The 16527-nt window shown below is 60.6% G+C and carries 14 protein-coding genes and 1 tRNA gene; 4 read left to right on the top strand and 11 right to left on the bottom strand.

Annotated elements, in window-relative coordinates; all coding sequences use genetic code 11:
* Window positions 1-105 precede the first annotated feature (105 nt).
* The 7 genes from ASD36_RS19980 to uxaC all read right to left on the bottom strand — a co-directional run bounded on the left by ASD36_RS19980 (window position 106) and on the right by uxaC (window position 8895).
* Window positions 106-1467, bottom strand: a complete 1362-nt coding sequence (locus ASD36_RS19980) for a Tad domain-containing protein (protein ID WP_112834585.1) — start codon at window positions 1465-1467, stop codon at window positions 106-108.
* 378 nt (window positions 1468-1845) lie between these two features.
* Entirely contained in the window at window positions 1846-3321 is a 1476-nt protein-coding gene (locus ASD36_RS19975; protein WP_060506630.1) for a mannitol dehydrogenase family protein, read from the bottom strand.
* Window positions 3318-4160, bottom strand: coding sequence for an ABC transporter permease subunit (locus ASD36_RS19970; protein WP_060506629.1), 843 nt, complete (start codon window positions 4158-4160; stop codon window positions 3318-3320). Before ASD36_RS19970 ends, ASD36_RS19975 begins: the two co-directional genes overlap by 4 nt.
* Window positions 4161-4212: 52 nt before the next feature.
* Window positions 4213-5091: a sugar ABC transporter permease gene (locus tag ASD36_RS19965; protein WP_060506628.1), complete on the bottom strand. Its 879-nt coding sequence runs from the start codon at window positions 5089-5091 to the stop codon at window positions 4213-4215.
* Window positions 5088-6188 carry an ABC transporter ATP-binding protein gene (locus ASD36_RS19960; protein WP_060506627.1) on the bottom strand — a complete coding sequence of 367 codons (1101 nt, stop codon included), beginning with the start codon at window positions 6186-6188 and terminating at the stop codon, window positions 5088-5090. The genes ASD36_RS19965 and ASD36_RS19960 overlap by 4 nt, the downstream gene beginning before the upstream one ends.
* 71 nt (window positions 6189-6259) lie before the next feature.
* Window positions 6260-7435 carry an extracellular solute-binding protein gene (locus ASD36_RS19955; protein ID WP_060506626.1) on the bottom strand — a complete coding sequence of 392 codons (1176 nt, stop codon included), beginning with the start codon at window positions 7433-7435 and terminating at the stop codon, window positions 6260-6262.
* A gap of 59 nt (window positions 7436-7494) precedes the next feature.
* Window positions 7495-8895 carry a glucuronate isomerase gene (gene uxaC, locus ASD36_RS19950; protein ID WP_060506625.1) on the bottom strand — a complete coding sequence of 467 codons (1401 nt, stop codon included), beginning with the start codon at window positions 8893-8895 and terminating at the stop codon, window positions 7495-7497.
* Window positions 8896-8985: 90 nt separating this feature from the next.
* On the opposite strand from uxaC, the gene ASD36_RS19945 reads away from it, so the two are divergent.
* Both ASD36_RS19945 and uxuA read left to right on the top strand, forming a co-directional pair.
* Window positions 8986-9708: a GntR family transcriptional regulator gene (locus ASD36_RS19945; RefSeq protein ID WP_060506624.1), complete on the top strand. Its 723-nt coding sequence runs from the start codon at window positions 8986-8988 to the stop codon at window positions 9706-9708.
* 36 nt (window positions 9709-9744) lie between these two features.
* A complete protein-coding gene (gene uxuA / locus ASD36_RS19940) occupies window positions 9745-10932 on the top strand; it encodes a mannonate dehydratase (RefSeq protein WP_060511757.1) in 1188 nt (395 codons plus the stop codon).
* A gap of 100 nt (window positions 10933-11032) precedes the next feature.
* Here uxuA and ASD36_RS19935 read toward each other — a convergent pair whose 3' ends face one another.
* Together ASD36_RS19935 and ASD36_RS19930 are read right to left on the bottom strand one after the other, a co-directional pair.
* The gene (locus ASD36_RS19935; protein WP_060506622.1) at window positions 11033-12334 is read right to left on the bottom strand and encodes an MFS transporter; all 1302 of its coding nucleotides are present in this window, start codon (window positions 12332-12334) and stop codon (window positions 11033-11035) included.
* 98 nt (window positions 12335-12432) lie between these two features.
* A complete protein-coding gene (locus ASD36_RS19930; RefSeq protein ID WP_060506621.1) occupies window positions 12433-12720 on the bottom strand; it encodes a metal-sensing transcriptional repressor in 288 nt (95 codons plus the stop codon).
* Window positions 12721-12995: 275 nt separating this feature from the next.
* Here ASD36_RS19930 and ASD36_RS19925 point away from each other — a divergent pair, with 275 nt between their 5' ends.
* Complete coding sequence (locus tag ASD36_RS19925) at window positions 12996-14894, top strand: potassium transporter Kup (protein WP_060506786.1); 1899 nt, start codon at window positions 12996-12998, stop codon at window positions 14892-14894.
* Between the two features lie 71 nt (window positions 14895-14965).
* Here the strand turns inward: ASD36_RS19925 and ASD36_RS19920 are convergent.
* Window positions 14966-15041: transfer RNA gene (locus tag ASD36_RS19920), tRNA-Ile, on the bottom strand.
* A gap of 156 nt (window positions 15042-15197) precedes the next feature.
* On the opposite strand from ASD36_RS19920, the gene ASD36_RS19915 reads away from it, so the two are divergent.
* Complete coding sequence (locus ASD36_RS19915) at window positions 15198-15941, top strand: SIMPL domain-containing protein (protein ID WP_060506620.1); 744 nt, start codon at window positions 15198-15200, stop codon at window positions 15939-15941.
* A 191-nt stretch (window positions 15942-16132) separates the two neighbouring features.
* On the opposite strand, the gene ASD36_RS19910 is transcribed toward ASD36_RS19915, so the two are convergent.
* A complete protein-coding gene (locus tag ASD36_RS19910) occupies window positions 16133-16519 on the bottom strand; it encodes a hypothetical protein (protein ID WP_060506619.1) in 387 nt (128 codons plus the stop codon).
* Between the last annotated feature and the right edge of the window lie 8 nt (window positions 16520-16527).

Genomic DNA, 16527 nt, shown 5'->3' with positions numbered 1-16527 from the left:
TGCAAAAACGCGGCATTTCGGTCTGCGGCACACGCTGAAATGCAGAATGGCCACGCGGTCCGAGGACTCATGGCCATTCGTTAGCGATCCGGAATAGTGCTACACTCAGCTTGTCAGCCGCGGCGTCCGTATAATCTTGTTGAACAGTGCCTTCATCGCCTTTTCGATTCCTTCGGTCGGGCTCACCTCGAAATAATAACCCGGCGAGGCACAGGCCTCCATCCGCGTACCGATTTCCGACTGGAATGGCTTGATCCAGCTATTGTACCATGAGTTGGTGGGCAGAGGCAGATAGGTCGTATAGAGCACGGCGATCTTGATGCCGCGATCCTTCAAGGTCTGACAGTAGGTGATGTCGATCGGCTCCTGACAGCGGGTACCCGTGAGCCTTTTCGTGCACCCCTGCGGCTTCTTGCTGTCGCCTACCCCGTCGGAAACGAAGAACACGACTTTCTCGGGATTGGTAGACGTCGTACCATTGCCCGGCGCACTGATTTCCTTATTGATCTCGGTCAGTGCATCGTCGAAGCTCGTCTGCTGGTCATTGTTGTACCCCTGTTTGGGAATACTCATCAGCTTGATATCCTTCGTTCCTGTCCTCACCTTGGACAGGTCGCTGGTCAGGTCCGCCACCTTCAGCAGTTTGACGTCCTCCGCTTTTTCACCGAATGTGTACGCGGCCATCCGAAACTGATTGGGATAGCTCTGCTGGCGCTCTGCCTCGCTTGTCAATGCCTTGACCGCCTTCGCAACCACGTCGATGCGAATCTCGATACCGTTGTTTTTGGCAACGAAATAGTTGCTGTTGGTATTGATGGTGCCGTTTTCTGCGACGATGTGGCAGGCGAAAGCGCAGCTTCTAGAGCCAGCATCCGAGACGTTCTTGGTCGCGGCTTCCATCTTTAAGACATCGGCAGGTGTCGCTGCCACGCCCATCGACGGGGTGTTGTCGAGCAGCATGTAGAAATCCATGAAGGACTGTGTTTGGTAAACGGCGGTGGCGCCACCGGATACCGAGAGGCTGTCCTTGCCGAGAATACGCAGGAAAGATGTCTTCAACGTTGCCTGATAGGCCAGCTTGGCCTTGATATCTTTGCCGTCCTTGACGACCGTTGCCTTGACGAGATCGAGCTTCATATCCTCGGATTCGATCTTCTCTTTTTCGATGCCATCCTCTTTTATAGAGTTGGTTTTGGCTTGGCTTTGAGCCTTAAAAAGAGCCTCCGCCTCCGCCTCACTGAGGGGCACGGGACCATCGCTGGTCATGCCGACAGCTTGTGCAACACCTGCGGATCTTTCGGCGATCGAGCCGAGCACCGCTGCATCAGCGGCATTCTGCAAGCGCGACTTGAGTTCCATGGCGCGGCTGAAATCCACAGCCATCCCGGCAGCGCCAAGGATAGGAACGATGGCGATGGCCCCGATGACGGCAAAATTGCCCGCCCGGTCGGCAAATAGCTTCTTCAATAGACGCACAGTGATCCCCTGCCCCGCACCAGGTACTTCCCGGCGTAAATGTATTCCCCAGGCAATGGACAGTAGCTGCGAAATTCTAAATGGCGGTAAAAAGCAGTAGTTAACCGAAACGTAATTCAGCAGAGCGTTATTTCATTAAAGTTTCGACGGAACCGATCCATTGTGAAGAAAAACGCAATATCTGACTTGTGATGACAAAGAACCGCGGCAATCAAGTATAGCAATTCGGAGAACACAACAAAAAGTAAACATAAAAATCAGGACTCAACCCTGAATTTACTCTCTATTTCGTGAATCACTCGCACACCGATCAGGCTCAGGCCGGATGCCGATGGCAGCCCGCCGTGGCAACGGCTGCAAAGAACAAGCTCACCCGCGTGGTCTTTGCCATCTAGCCAGCTCCGCCGCCGCCCCTGTTGAGAGCAACCGCGACAAGCCATCGACAAGCCCCACCCGGAAATTAGCGTCGCCGCCGAGATCGTCGGCGAAGACCTCAGTCAAACCGAGAAACGCCGCAACGATCTCTTCTGGATCATCCAGTCCCTGCGACAAAGCCCTGATGCGCCCAGCCAGCGGATCACGGACATCGATCGCCTTTCCGGCTTCATCGACGCCACGCGCGTAATACATCCACGCGGCAACTCCGAGCACCAGCCGGTCACAGGACGTCCCTGCCCGCCTACGGGCGCGGATCGTGCCAAGCAACCGTTGCGGCAGCTTTTGCGACCCATCCATGGCGATCTGCCAGGTGCGGTGGCGCAGCGCCGGGTTTTTGAAGCGCTGAATGAGATCGCCTCGATAGGCCGCCAGATCAAACCCGGCGAGCGGCGGCAGCGTCGGAGACACCTCTTCACGCATCAAGCCCTCGATCAGCGCCTCCATGCCCGGCAAGGCCATGGCCTCGGCAACCGTTTCGGCCCCGGCGAGAAGCCCCAGATAAGCAAGCGTCGAGTGGCTGCCGTTGAGAAGCCGCAGCTTCATAGTCTCGAAGGCGGAAACCTCGGGAATGAAGATAGCGCCGGCTTCCTCCCATGCCGGACGCTCGAGCGGAAAATGATCCTCCACCACCCATTGCCGGAACGGTTCGGTCACCACCGGCCAGGCATCATCAACACCCAGAGCAGTTGCAATGGCAGCGCGATCGGCCTCCGTCGTTGCCGGCACGATCCGGTCGATCATCGTGGATGGAGAGGCAATACCGGCGACGAAAGCGCCCAGTTCCGTATCCCGCAGTTCGGCGAAGCGGCGGACAACACATTTCAGCACATGACCGTTCGATGGAAGATTATCGCAGGACAGAAGCGTAAAGGCCTCCACGCCTGCCGCCCGCCGTCGGGCCAAAGCCTCGACGATGAAGCCGATAGCCGATTTCGGTTTTTCCGGATGTTGCAGGTCATGCTGAATATCGGGATGGTTTTCATCCAGCGTGCCGGTCGCCGGATTGTGGCAATAGCCTTTTTCCGTGACCGTCAGCGAGACAATGCGGGTCGCCGGGTCAGCCATCCGTTGCAGAACGGCCTGCGGGTCCTCCGGCGCGACAAGGGTCTCGAGGACACTGCCGATGATGCGCAGCGTTTCGCCCTCACCGTCCTGAACCTTCAACGTATAGAGCCCGTCCTGCGGCGTCAGCGCGTCACGGGTCTCCGCACTGCGCAACGAAACCCCGCAAATTCCCCAGGATGGATCGCGTGCCAAAACGTCATCGGTAAACACCGCCTGATGCGCCCGGTGGAAAGCACCTATCCCGAGATGGACAATGCCGATGGATACCTTCGCCCGGTCATACCCGGGCTTTACAATAGCAGCCGGCAGGTCCGGAAGTGTTTGGTTCGACAATCTGGTCATGATGCAGGCTGCTGTTTGGCACGGGCGACAATCTGCGACGGGTTGACGAACTGCAAGGCGAGGATCAGCCAGAACAGGGTCGTCACCATATAGATCACCGCCATGGCGTCGATCGATTGCCCGGCCCGGACACCGGCGGCAAAGACCGCGTAGTAGAGCGACACGACCAGCGTCTGGCTTGTCGGTCCGGCAATCAGGAAGGTCAGCTCGAACATGGCGATGGTCCGCACCAGAACCAGAAGCAATGCCGCCAGCATGCCGGGCAACAGAAGCGGCAGGAGGATGCGCAGAAACAGGCTGCCGGTGCCTGCGCCAAAGACACGGGCCGCGGCCTCGATGCGCGGGTCGATCTGCTCGATGAACGGGATCATCACCAGAACGACGAAGGGCAGCGAGGGCACGAGATTGATCAGCACGACGCCCCAGAAGGAACCGCCGAGGCCGATCTGGTAGAGCACCGTCGCCAATGGGATGCCATAGGTTAGCGGCGGAATGAGCAAGGGCAGCAGAAATAGCAGCACGACAAGACGCTTGCCCGGAAAGTCCCGCCGCGCCAGCGCGTAAGCCGTGGTGACGCCGAGGATTCCGGAGATGAGGACCACGGTGAAGACGATCTGGAATGTCACGAACACGACGCTCGACAGCTGGAATTCCTTCCAGGCGCTAAAATACCATTTCGTCGTCAGGCCAACCGGCAGCCAGGTGCCAAGCCAGCGGGTGGCAAAGGAATTGACCACCACGGCGGCGATTACGCCGATAAGGTTGATAATGAACAGCCCCGCGACTGCCCAGACGGCAAAACGCCAGATTTTCGACACGAGGCCCTGATCGCGGATCATAGCGGCATCTCCCGGAAAAATGCGTGATGAGGCACAGGCTTTGTCATGGTCATCATCCCTTTGTCCCCCCGGTCGGGCCGCGATAAAACATCGAGCGTGCGCCGAGCACGATCAGCACGACGACCAGTTCCACCGCGCCCATGACCATGGCGATCGCCGTTCCCAGCGAATGATCATATTGCTCGAAGGCGGCCTGATAGGCGGCAATAGAGATCACCCGCGTCGGGCCGGCTGGCGCTCCGAGCAGGACGGCTGAGGGAAAGACGGCGAAGGCCTGGACAAAGGCCAGGCAGAAGGTCACCGCCAGCCCCGGCACCAGCAGCGGCAGGAAGACTTTCATGAACCGCTGGCGGGCATTGGCACCAAGCGTTGCCGCCGCCTGTTCGATCGCCGGGTCAATGCCCGTCACGTAGGACAGCGTCAACAGGAAAGCGAAGGGGAAACCGGTGATCACCAGCGAGGCAAACACACCCCAATAGTTGTTGGTGAGCTTCACCGGCGCATCCAGCAAGCCGACAAGTACCAGCACGCGGTTGAACCAGCCCTGCGGCCCGAGAAACGTCAGAAGTCCGTCGGCAACGAATACCGTGCCAAGCGTGATCGGCAGGACGAGGATTGTCGTCAACAGCCGTTGCCGCGTCATCAGCCGGACCCTGAAGGCAATCGGCACGGCAAAGGCGAGATTGACGATCGTCACCGGCAGCGCCAGCCAGAGCGTCGAGGCAATCGTGCGGTACTGGAAGGGGTCGCTGAAGAAGGCCACATAATTGGCATACCAGGCGCCCTCCTTCGGCATCACCGAATCGGCAAGGCCATAGAAAAACGGGTAGATGAACAGCCCGAGCATGACGGCGAGCCCCGGCAGGACCAGCAGTGTCGTGCCATCGAAACCGCGCGCGGCAAGCCGATAGCGAAGCGACGGCGTGCTCATGCGCCCTTCCCCTTGAACAATAGCGCCCGGCCTTGCGCTGGTTGCAGGGTTGCGGATGCACCGCGTGGCAGAGCCTGTTCGGCGCGGAAATAGAGATCGGAACCGTCAGCCGACTTGGCCAGCCCGAAAAAGGCACGGCCGCGATATTCCATGTTGACGACCGTAGCGGGCATGCCGTTGCCATCCTCGACGGCAACAAGATCCTCCGGCCGCACCGACAGCACGGCCTGATCCCCAACGGCAAGCGGCTCGCGCATCGTGCCCGTCAGCTGCGCCCCGGCCACCTCGATGCGGGCTTCGTCACCGGATATGCCAGTCACCCGACCGGCAATGCGCGTGCGAAAACCCATGAAATCGGCGACGTCGATATGATTGGGCCGCTGGTAGAGATCCTGCGGCGAGCCGATCTGCATGATCCGCCCCTGGCTCATGACGACGATCCGGTCGGCAAGCGACAGCGCCTCGTCCTGGTCGTGCGTCACATAAATGGTTGTCGAGCCGATCTGGTCATGGATGCCGCGGATTTCGGCGCGCATCTCCAGCCTCAGCTTGGCATCAAGATTGGATAGCGGCTCGTCCATCAGCACGACCGGCGGCCGGATGACGATGGCGCGGGCAATCGCCACACGCTGCTGTTGTCCGCCGGAGAGTTGCCCCGGCAGCTTGTCGATCTGGCTTTCCAGCCTCACCAGCGCCAAGGCCTGCTCGATGCGCCGGTCGGCCTCGCTGCCGCGAATGCCCTGCATGGTCAGCCCGAACCCGACATTGCGGCGCACACTCATATGCGGAAACAGCGCGTAGCTCTGGAACACCATTCCGAACCCGCGCTTTTCCGGCTCCAGCTGATCGATGCGGTAGCCGCCCAGCCTTATTTCGCCGCCCGACAGGGCAAGAAGCCCGGCCACGCAATTCAGCGCCGTCGATTTGCCGCAACCGGACGGCCCGAGAAGCGCGATGAACTCGCCAGGCTCGATTGCAAGATCGATGCCATCGAGCGCGGTATAGGCACCGAACGATCGGCGCAGGCCATCCAGCTCGAGGCGGGCCGACTGTTTGGGCGAAAGCACCGCCGCTGCGTTCTGAACCGGCAAATTCAAGGTCGTTCCTCCACGTCGATAGGCAATTTGAAACGGCGGCAAAACCGCCGCCGTTTCAGGCTCTGTCAGGCTCAGCCCTTGGATGCGCCGATCTGTTCGTCCCAGATACGGAACGCATCGACGATCTGCGCCGGCTCAAGCGGCACTTCCAGCGGATTGTTGGCGATCCAGTCGGCATATTCCGGGCGGCCGAATTCCTTGATGGCATCCTGGCTTTCCTGCGGCGCCATCTCGATCGTCACGTCCTTGACTGCCGGGCCCGGATAGAAATAGCCCTGGTCGTAGGCGATCGCCTGCTGCTGCGGTTGCAGCATGAAGTTGATGATGTCGAGCAGAACGGCGACCTTCTCATCCGAAACGCCCTTCGGAATGACCGCATAATGCGCATCCGTCACCCAATGAAAGCCATCGAGCTTGCCGACCTTGGCCTCGGCCGGAACGATGCCGAGCGCGCGCGGGTTGATATCCCAGCCGGTCGTCGAGACGACGATATCGCGGGTGCCTTCGCCGAGTTCCTTCATTGTCTGGGTCGTGCCGGTACCATAATATTCGACGTTTTCACCCAGAGCCTTCAGATATTCCCAGGTCTTCGTCCAGCCCTTGACCGGATCGCGCGGATCGCTGTCGCCGAGAATATAGGGAAGCCCCATCAGGAACGTGCGGCCGGGGCCGGAATTGGCCGGGCGAGCATACATGAACTTCTTCGGATTGGCCTTCGACCATTCCAGCAGTTCCGCCGCTGTCTTCGGCGGTGCCGGAACCCGGTTCGGCATATATTCGATCAGCGGGCCCGATGGATAATAGGTGACGACGACGCCCTGCTCCTTGGCGAGCGCCTGCATCTTGAACGCTTGCGGCAGGAGGATACTTTCCAGATTGGGCAGGTCGCCCTTATGGGCGGCAAGATCGACCCAAAGGCTCTGGTCGAGACCGGCCGCGAGCACGTCGGTGCCCGTCAGAACGAGATCGATATCGACCTTGCCGGCGGCCTGCTGCGCCTTGATCTTGGCCGGCAGTTCCGGTGCCGGTGCCTTGGTGAAGGCGAAGCTCGATACCCATTCCGGCTTTGCCGCGGCATAGGCCTCGAGCATGCCCTGCGTCAGGGCAAGATTGCCGGCGACATCCACCACCGTGATGGTGACGGGGCTTGCCGGAGCCTTCAGCTGCGCAAAAAGACGGCCGGGCAAAAGCCCCAGGCCGGTCAGGCCGGCAACTCCGCCGACAAAGGTCCTGCGTGTAACGTTCATGTCGTTCTCCTCCCTTGTTGTGCAGCGGACGCCTCCTCAGCCGCCCGTCTGCCAGATGGTCACAGTCGGTAGGCCCTCTTTGCCAACCCGTAGGCGAGTTCATGCGCCAGAGTGGAAGCCTCGTCTTCATCGATGCGGTGGTCCGCCACGAGACGGGCGAGATAGGCGCAGTCCACCCGCCGCGCCATGTCGTGGCGGGCCGGGATCGACAGATAGGCGCGAGTGTCGTCGTTGAAGCCAACCGTATTGTAGAACCCGGCGGTTTCGGTCGTCGTCTCGCGGTAGCGGCGCATGCCTTCCGGGCTGTCGAAGAACCACCAGGCGGGTCCGAGCTTCAGGGCTGGATAATGGCCGGCAAGTGGCGCCAGTTCGCGCGAATAGGCGGTTTCGTCGAGCGTGAAGAGGATCACCGTCAGCGCCGGGTCGTTACCAACAGCGTCGAGCAGCGGCTTCAACGCCTGCACATAGTTGGTTGACTGCGGAATATCCGCGCCCTTGTCGGGACCGAAATCCGCAAATAGCGACGGATTGTGGTTGCGGTAGGAGCCCGGATGGATCTGCATGACCAGCCCGTCATCCCTGCTCATCCGCGCCATTTCCGTCAGCATCTGGCCACGGAAGGCGTCCGCCTCGCCGGCATCCGCCTTGCCGGCAAGCACTTTATCAAACAGCCGGGCCGCATCGTCGGAAGACAGATTCTCGGTCCGCGCGGTGGCATGACCGTGATCCGTCGCCGTTGCTCCGCGCCGTTTGAAGAATTCACGCCGCGCCCGGTGCGCATTCAGGTAACCTGACCACGTCGCGGCCTCACCGGTCATCGCCAAAAATCGGTCGAGGTTTCCGGCAAATCCGAGCACCTGCGGATCGACCACCGCATCCGGCCTGTATGTCGGCACCACGCGGCCATGCCATCCCGAATTGCGCACGGCGTCGTGATGCCTGAGATCTTCCAGCGCACCGTCCGTTGTTGCAATCACCTCAATACCGAACCGATCAAACAGGGCGCGCGGCCGCATCTCCGGCGTCGGGATCGCCGCCTCGATCCGGTCGAACAAGGCGTCTGCCGTCTTTGGCGACAGGCGCTCGGTGATCCCGAACACAGTCTCCATCGAATGCTCGAACCAGATGCGCGTCGGCGTTCCGGCAAAAAGATGAAAATGCGCGGCAAACAACCGCCATATTTTGCGGGGATCCGTCTCGACCGCCGCCCCGTCACGCCGGGGGACACCCAGATCCTCCAGCCGCACACCCTGCGAATAAAGCATGCGCGTCGCATAATGGTCCGGGGTGATGAACAGTGCTGCCGGGTCTGGAAACGGCTTGTCTTCCGCATACCAGGACGGGTCCGTATGGCCATGCGGCGATACGATCGGCAGTCCTGCAACGGTTTCGTAAAGCTGCCTTGCGATAGCCCGTATACCGGGATCGGCAGGAAACAGCCTGTCGGGGTGCAATGCCATTCCTTGTCGCTCCTCCCGCTTCACGTCTTGGCAACGTGAGCAAACTGATATACTAGTATTCACGACAGTGTCAACGCCTCGAGAAACCTCATGCCATCATCGCCACGAAACACCGCCGTCGCGCCCTTCCTTGCAGAACCGGCAACTGCAAAGCTCCGGCGCGTCACGGCCGGTTCGGCAATCTATGAGCGGCTGCATTTAGCGATCACATCGCTGCAGATGCCGCCCGGCATGCCGTTGCAGGAGAAAAAGATCGCCGAGGAATTCGGCGTCAGCCGCACACCGGTGCGCGAGGCGCTGCTGCGATTGGCGGAAGCCGGACTTGTCGACATATTCCCCCAGTCCGGCACCTTCGTGTCGCTGGTTCCGGTCGCCGCCATTCCCGAGGCTGTGGTCATCCGCAAGTCGCTGGAGGGAACAACGGTGGAATCGGCAACAGCAATTGCGACCCTCGCCGACATTGCCAAGCTCGACGCCATCATCGCCCGTCAACGCGTCCATGCCGCCCATAACGAAACGTCCCTGTTTCACGAACAGGACGAAGCCTTTCACGAGGCGATCGCCGGTATTGCCGGCTATCCCGGTATCTGGGCCATTCTGAAAACCGTCAAAATCCAGATCGACCGTGCCCGGCGTCTGACCCTGCCGGCGCTCGGCCGCATGGAGAGCGTGATCGAAGAGCATGTGACGATCCGCAATGCCATCGCCGCCCATGACGTCGAAAGCGCCCGGGCCGCCATGATGCACCATTTGAGCGCCGTCATTCCCGACGTTGCCGAATTGCGGGTCATGCACCCCAATTATTTTTGCTGAACAAAACGACTGAATGAACCGGAGGAAGAAGCAGGCATGCGTCAGGGATGGAGATGGTTCGGGCCGGATGCGCCGGTAACGCTGGACGATGTGCGCCAGACCGGGGCGACAAATATCGTCTCGGCGTTGCATCAGGTACCGATCGGCCGCGCCTGGACGGAAAGCGAAGTCCGCGAGCGCCAGACTTTGATCGAAACCACGCCCCCTGGGCGCTCGCCGCTCACGTGGTCCGTGGTCGAGAGCATCCCCATCCCCGATGCCGTCAAGCGCACCGGGGCCAAGGCCAAGGCCGAAATCGAAGCATGGATTGCCAGCCTCGAGGCCGTCGCTGCCTGCGGCATCAAGATCATCTGCTACAATTTCATGCCGGTGGTCGACTGGACGCGCACGGAGCTTGATTTCATCACCCCCACCGGCGCCACCGCCATGCGCTTCGATCATGAACGCTTCGCCGCCTTCGATCTGTTCGTCCTCAAGCGCCCCGGCGCTGAAAACGATTATTCAGAAGAAGACCGCCTGCGCGCCAAAACCGTGTTTGATGCGATGCCCGAAGCCGAAATGGCCGAGATCACCCGCATCATCACCTCCGCCCTGCCCGGCTCAACCACCGAACCGATGACGGTCCCCGGCTTTCGCGAACGGCTCGCCGCCTATAGCGGCGTCGATGCAAACCGTTTTCGCCAGCACCTGATCGAGTTCCTGGAAGCCGTCACACCTGCGGCCAAAGCACGGGGCGTCAAACTGACCCTGCATCCGGACGATCCGCCACGCCCGCTCTTCGGCCTGCCGCGCATCGCCTCGACCGCTGACGACTACGCCGCCCTGTTCGATGCGGTACCCTCGCCAGCCAACGGCATGTGCTTTTGCACCGGCAGCCTCGGCGTGCGCGCCGACAACGACCTGCCAGCCATTGCCCGCCGTTTCGCCGCGCGCATCCATTTCACCCATCTGCGCGCCACCACCCGCGAGGGAGACGGCCGCAGCTTCCACGAAAGCGCCCATCTCGACGGCGACGTCGATATGGTGGCGGTGCTGAAGGAACTCGTCGCGGAGGACCGCCGCCGCTCAGCGGAAAACACCATCGTCTTCCGCTCCGACCACGGCCACCGCATGCTCGACGACCTCGAAAAGACCGTCACTCCCGGCTACCCCTCGATCGGCCGCCTGCGGGGCCTGGCCGAATTACGTGGCATCCTGCACGCGCTCGATGCACGTCCGACCTGAAACGGATGTATCAGCATCGCGTCAGCCGATGGCCTGCCGCGCCGAATACGTCGCGGCATTTGTGATGGAAAAGAGGTCGTGAACTGTCCGCAAGACGCGGTCAGCCGTGATATCGGTCCTTGCGCGTAGGGTGGGCGTGTTCGTGCCCGCCCACAACAATCTTCGCTCCCGCGATATGCGGATGGTCGGCGTGGAGGTCCGAATGAAGGTGCCGTTCGTCTTCCTCTGCGGCCGGCCAAAGCCAAGCGGCGAGAACGGCTCCAAATCCCGTTAGGACGGCAAGGGCCGCGTATGTTGCTGTGAGGCCTGCCGTCGCTCCCAGCCATCCCGCCAATGGATAGGTAATCAGCCAGCATCCATGGGAAAGGGCGAATTGTGCCGCAAACAATGCAGGCCGATCCTCGGGCGACGCGGAACGCCGAAGGATCCGCCCTGACGGTGTCAAAACGAGAGAATAGCCGATGCCGATCACGGCCCACACGACGACAATACCGGCATAGGACGTCGTCAACATCCCAACCACGAGGGCGGCGACGAGCACCACCGTTCCCGCCAGCATCGTCCGACGGTCGTCGGCCTTTTTCAGCAGGCGCGGCAGAAGCAACGCGGCAAGCATCGATCCCAGCCCGAAGGCCGCCAACGCGATCGCTGTGTAACGCTCCCCGAGCGCCAGCACGCTCTGGACCAGAACGACCGTATTGACAAACACCATTGAGCCACCCGCAGCAACCGCAAGGTTGAGCGCGAAAAGGCCCTTCAAGCGTGGGACTGTCAAGTAGAGGCGAATACCACGCGTCGTCCGCTCATAGATGCTGCGCGGCTCCGCGGGCTTCGGATCGGGCAACAGAACCGAGACGACAAGGCTTGCCGAGGCCAAAAAGCCGACGACGGTCCCAAGATAGAGATTGTGATAGTTCATCAGCATCAGCAGCGCAGCTGCCAGTAGCGGACTTCCGACTTTTTCAAGATCGTAGGCCAGCCGCGAAAGCGAGAGCGCATTTGTGTAATCATCTTCGTCCGGCAGCACGTCGGGGATGGTCGCCTGGAATGTCGGCGTGAAGGCTGCCGATGCCGCCTGCAGCACGAAAATTAGCAGATAGGCTTGCCACACCCCGGTGATGAACGGAAGACAGACGGCCACCCCGGCGCGGATCAGATCGAGCGTGACCAGCATCGCACGTCGCGGAAGTTGCTCGGTAAACGCCGTGGCGACCGGCGCGACCACGACATAGGCGATCATCTTGATCGCCAGCGCCGTGCCAAGGACGGCGCCCGCGTTGCCGTCTGCGAATTCGAAGGCCTGCAGACCGAGGGCAACGGTGGCGAGCCCCGTGCCGAGCAGGGCAATGACCTGGGCGAGGAAGAGATGGCGGTAGGTGCGGTTCTTCAGAACGGAAAGCATCAGGTCATCCCTGCATCTCGTGTTGGATCGCCGCTGCCGCCCATGCCTGCACCGGTCGCGCTTCGATCAGGATTGAAAATTGCGGTGACGAATCATCCTCAAAGATACTTGGCGATGGTCTTGAACTCGGCCATTGCCTGCCTCTGCTCGCGGCCGAGCGAGCCGACGGTATCTTCGAGACAGTGATCAAGATGATCGTGGATCAGCGTCCGTTTGGCATTGGTGATCGCCTTTTCTACCGCATGAAGCTGCTGCGCAATGTCCACGCAAGAGCGGCCGCCTTCGATCATAGCGATCACGCTTTTCAAATGTCCCTCGACGCGCTTGAGCCGCTTGACGATATCGGAGTGGGTCTCGTGTCTGTGTTCGTGATTATCTTCGCTCATACCTATATCCTATCCTCCTGGATAGGATACTTCAATCGTGATCTTGACCCGAACCGCGGATAACCGCGATCAGCCCATAGCCGAGATCTGACTTGAGACGGCAAGAGGAACGCGGCATCAACCGCACTGCGAAACTGCCGGTTTTCACAGAAAGCTGCCCAATTAACCGTGAAACGATGAACAATCATATCCGGGGTTTGCGACGGACGCTGCATTGCACCATATTGCCGTCAAAGGGCCAGAAGGCCCGCAAACGCCCAGAAAGCCAATATCGCATGACATCGTCTACCGCAGCCCCTGACGGCACCTCCGAGACGCGCAAATTCCTTGTTCTGCTGCTCGGCTCGATCGGCGTTGTCTACGGCGATATCGGCACCAGTCCGCTCTATGCCTTCCGCGAGGCGTTGAGACCTTTTGCTGCGGACGGGGTCCATGAAAACGAGGTGCTGGGGCTGATCTCACTGATGGTCTGGACGCTGACGATCATCGTCACCTTCAAGTACGTTCTCTTCCTTCTGCGTGCCGACAACGATGGCGAAGGCGGTACGCTGTCGCTGCTGGCACTGCTGATGAAGAAAACCGGCAATTTCACTCCCATCCTGTTTTTCGCGGGCATCATCGGTGCGGCGCTGTTCATCGGCGATGCCATGATCACGCCGGCACTGTCAGTCATGTCGGCGCTGGAAGGCCTGAAACTGGTGACACCTGCGTTCGCGGGTTACGTCCTGCCGGTATCGGCGGCGATCATGGCCGGTCTGTTCCTCGTGCAATCCAAGGGCACGGCCGCAGTCTCCAAGCTCTTCGGCCCGATCACCGCCGTCTGGTTCCTGGTCATGGCGTGGGGCGGCCTGATCCATATCGGCGACGACTGGACGATCCTCCAGGCGCTGAACCCGATCAACGCTCTGTGGTTCATCAGCCATGCCGGTTTTGCCGGCCTGATCGTCCTCGGCGCGGTTTTCCTGACCGTGACGGGGGCCGAAGCCCTCTACGCCGATCTCGGGCATTTCGGCCGCAAGCCAATCCAGGTGGCCTGGTTCATCCTGGTCTTCCCGGCGCTGGCGCTGAACTATCTCGGACAAGGCGCCTTCGTGCTGGCCAACCCGCAAGCCATCGAAAACCCGTTCTACCTCATGTACCCGAAATGGGCGCTGCTGCCTGTTGTCATCCTCGCCACCATGGCGACCATCATCGCCAGCCAGGCGGTCATCACCGGCGCGTTTTCGCTTGCCCGGCAGGCCGTCCATCTCGGTTTCCTGCCGCGGCTGGCGATCAAGTTCACCTCGGAAACGAACACCGGACAGATTTACGTCCCGGCCGTGAACCTGCTGCTGTTCATCGGCGTCATCGTGCTGATCTTCTCGTTCGGCGATTCAGAATCGCTTGCAACGGCCTATGGCATATCCGTCACCGGCGCGATGGTCGTCACAACGCTGATGTCGTTCCAGTTTCTTCGCTCCATCTGGGGCTGGTCCACCATCAAGGCAGCCGCTGTCCTTTTGCCGCTTCTGATCCTCGAAGCCGTATTCCTCGGAGCGAACCTCCTCAAAATTCACGACGGCGGCTGGGTTCCCGTAGCCCTTGCGCTCGCCATCATGGCGGTCATGTGGACCTGGACACGCGGCTCGCGCATCCTGCGGGAGAAGACGGCCAAGAACGACATGCCATTGGACATTTTCATCAAGTCGATCGAACGCCCGTCGGAGCACGCGCCCGTCACCGTCCCCGGCACCGCCGTGTTCCTGACAAGCGTGCCGGACAGGACGCCGGCCGTCTTGCTCCATAATATCAAGCACAACCATGTCCTCCATGAGCAAAACGTCATCCTGACGATCTGGACGCAGGACAAACCGCATGTTCCCGACAGTCAGCGCGTGGACATCACGCAGCTTTCCGAGCGGTTCCTGCGGGTCGATATCCACTTCGGCTTCATGGACGAGCCGAACGTGGCGAAAGCTCTCGTCCTCTGTAAAAAGAAGGGCTTCAAGTTCGAGATCATGCAGACCTCGTTCTATCTCGGGCGGCGCAACCTCATCAGCACGCCGAACACGGACCTGCCCGTCTGGCAGGAACGGCTCTATATCGCGCTGGCAGACTTCGGTATCGATCCATCGGCCTACTTCAAACTCCCGGCCAACCGCGTCGTGGAACTCGGCGAGCAGGTGGCAATCTGACATTCGAGAAACAGCGACTGGTGCCGCAGAAACGCGGCCCGGTTTGCTTGCACGCGGTATCGACAAAGAAATGGTGGGCCCGGAGGGACTCGAACCCCCAACCAAGCGGTTATGAGCCGCCGGCTCTAACCATTGAGCTACAGGCCCCGCCGGACATGTCCGGATCCCGCGGGCCAATGGCAGACCGCGGTGGGACTGGCTCTAGCGGAAAACTGGTTTTCCCACAAGACGTTGCCGCAATCCCTACACAATCAATCATCAATAAGGTGACAGGGACGAAACACAACTGGAGAGAACCCATCCATGACATCCACCTATTTCCCCCGCCGCCTCAAGACCGTCGTTCTGGCTGCCGCTTTTGCGGGGATTGCCGGCGCATCCGCCTTTGCGCAGGACAACACGCCGCGTGAAGCCGTGATCACCGTTTCCGGCGAAGGCCGAGCAAGCATTGCGCCTGATATGGCGATCCTGTCGTTCAGCGTCGTCAAGGATGCAAAGACCGCCATGGAAGCGCTCGACGCCAACAACAAGGCGATGGCCGATGTCTTGAACGCGCTGAAAGCCGGCGGCATTGCCGATCGAGACCTGCAGACCTCCGGTTTCGCCGTCAATCCGCAATACCAGTATCCGGACAATAGCGACGGCGGCAATCGCCAGCCGGTTTTGACCGGTTACCAGGTCGCCAATTCGCTGACCATCAAGGTGCGTGACCTCGCCAAGCTCGGTGAAATCATCGACCAGTCCGTGACGCTCGGCGTCAATCAGGGCGGCTCGATCCAGTTTTCCAATGACAAGCCGGAAGCAACGATCACCGAAGCCCGCAAGTCTGCGGTGACCGATGCCGTCGCCAAGGCCAAGGTCCTGTCGGAAGCAGCCGGCGTCTCGATTGGCCGTATCGTTGAAATTTCAGAGAACTCATCCCGGCCCGAACCGATGCCGATGATGCGCGCCATGGCAAAGGAATATGCCGGTGACGCCGTGCCGATCGCCACGGGAGAAAACAGCTATAACGTCACCGTCAACGTCACCTTCGCGATCAAGCAATAATAACGTATCGCCAAGGCCCGTGGACAATCGAACCCCGCTCCGGCGGGGTTTTTTTATGCACATAGTTTGGAAAACAAGAGATAAGGTTTTCGCCCCCAAAACAAAAACACCCCCGCGGAAAACCGCGAGGGGTGAAACTTTCCGCCGGCCGGGGGAGACATGACGGAAAGAATTGGAGCGACCGGCTGTGGTTAGCGGCCAATCACCGGGCAACCGCGGGCATTGGCGAAAACGATGCTGCGGTAATTGCCGCGGCGCATGCCTTCAACGATAACCCGGCGGGGCGAAACGTCGACCACACGGGCGCGGCGCATGCCGAAATCACGGGCCTTTTCCTTGGCAAGCCAGGGGTCGCAGCGGCCACGGCGCTCATGGCCCCAGCCTGGGCGATAGCGGCGATCGCGATCCCAATCACGCTCGTCGCCGTAGCGGCCGTGATCACGGTACTGCACATCGACGACACCGCCGGAATGAATGCCAAGCGTCAGGGTGTCGGCGGCAGCCGGTGCGAGGGTGGCACCAAAGCCGGTCAGACCGATCATGCCGGCAAGGGCCAGCTTTGCAAAAATCTGTTTCATGACTGTTT

Origin of the sequence: Rhizobium sp. Root1334, from assembly GCF_001426665.1 — a bacterium.
In the GTDB taxonomy this organism is placed as follows: domain Bacteria; phylum Pseudomonadota; class Alphaproteobacteria; order Rhizobiales; family Rhizobiaceae; genus Pararhizobium.
This window is presented reverse-complemented; position numbering and strand designations above follow the sequence as displayed.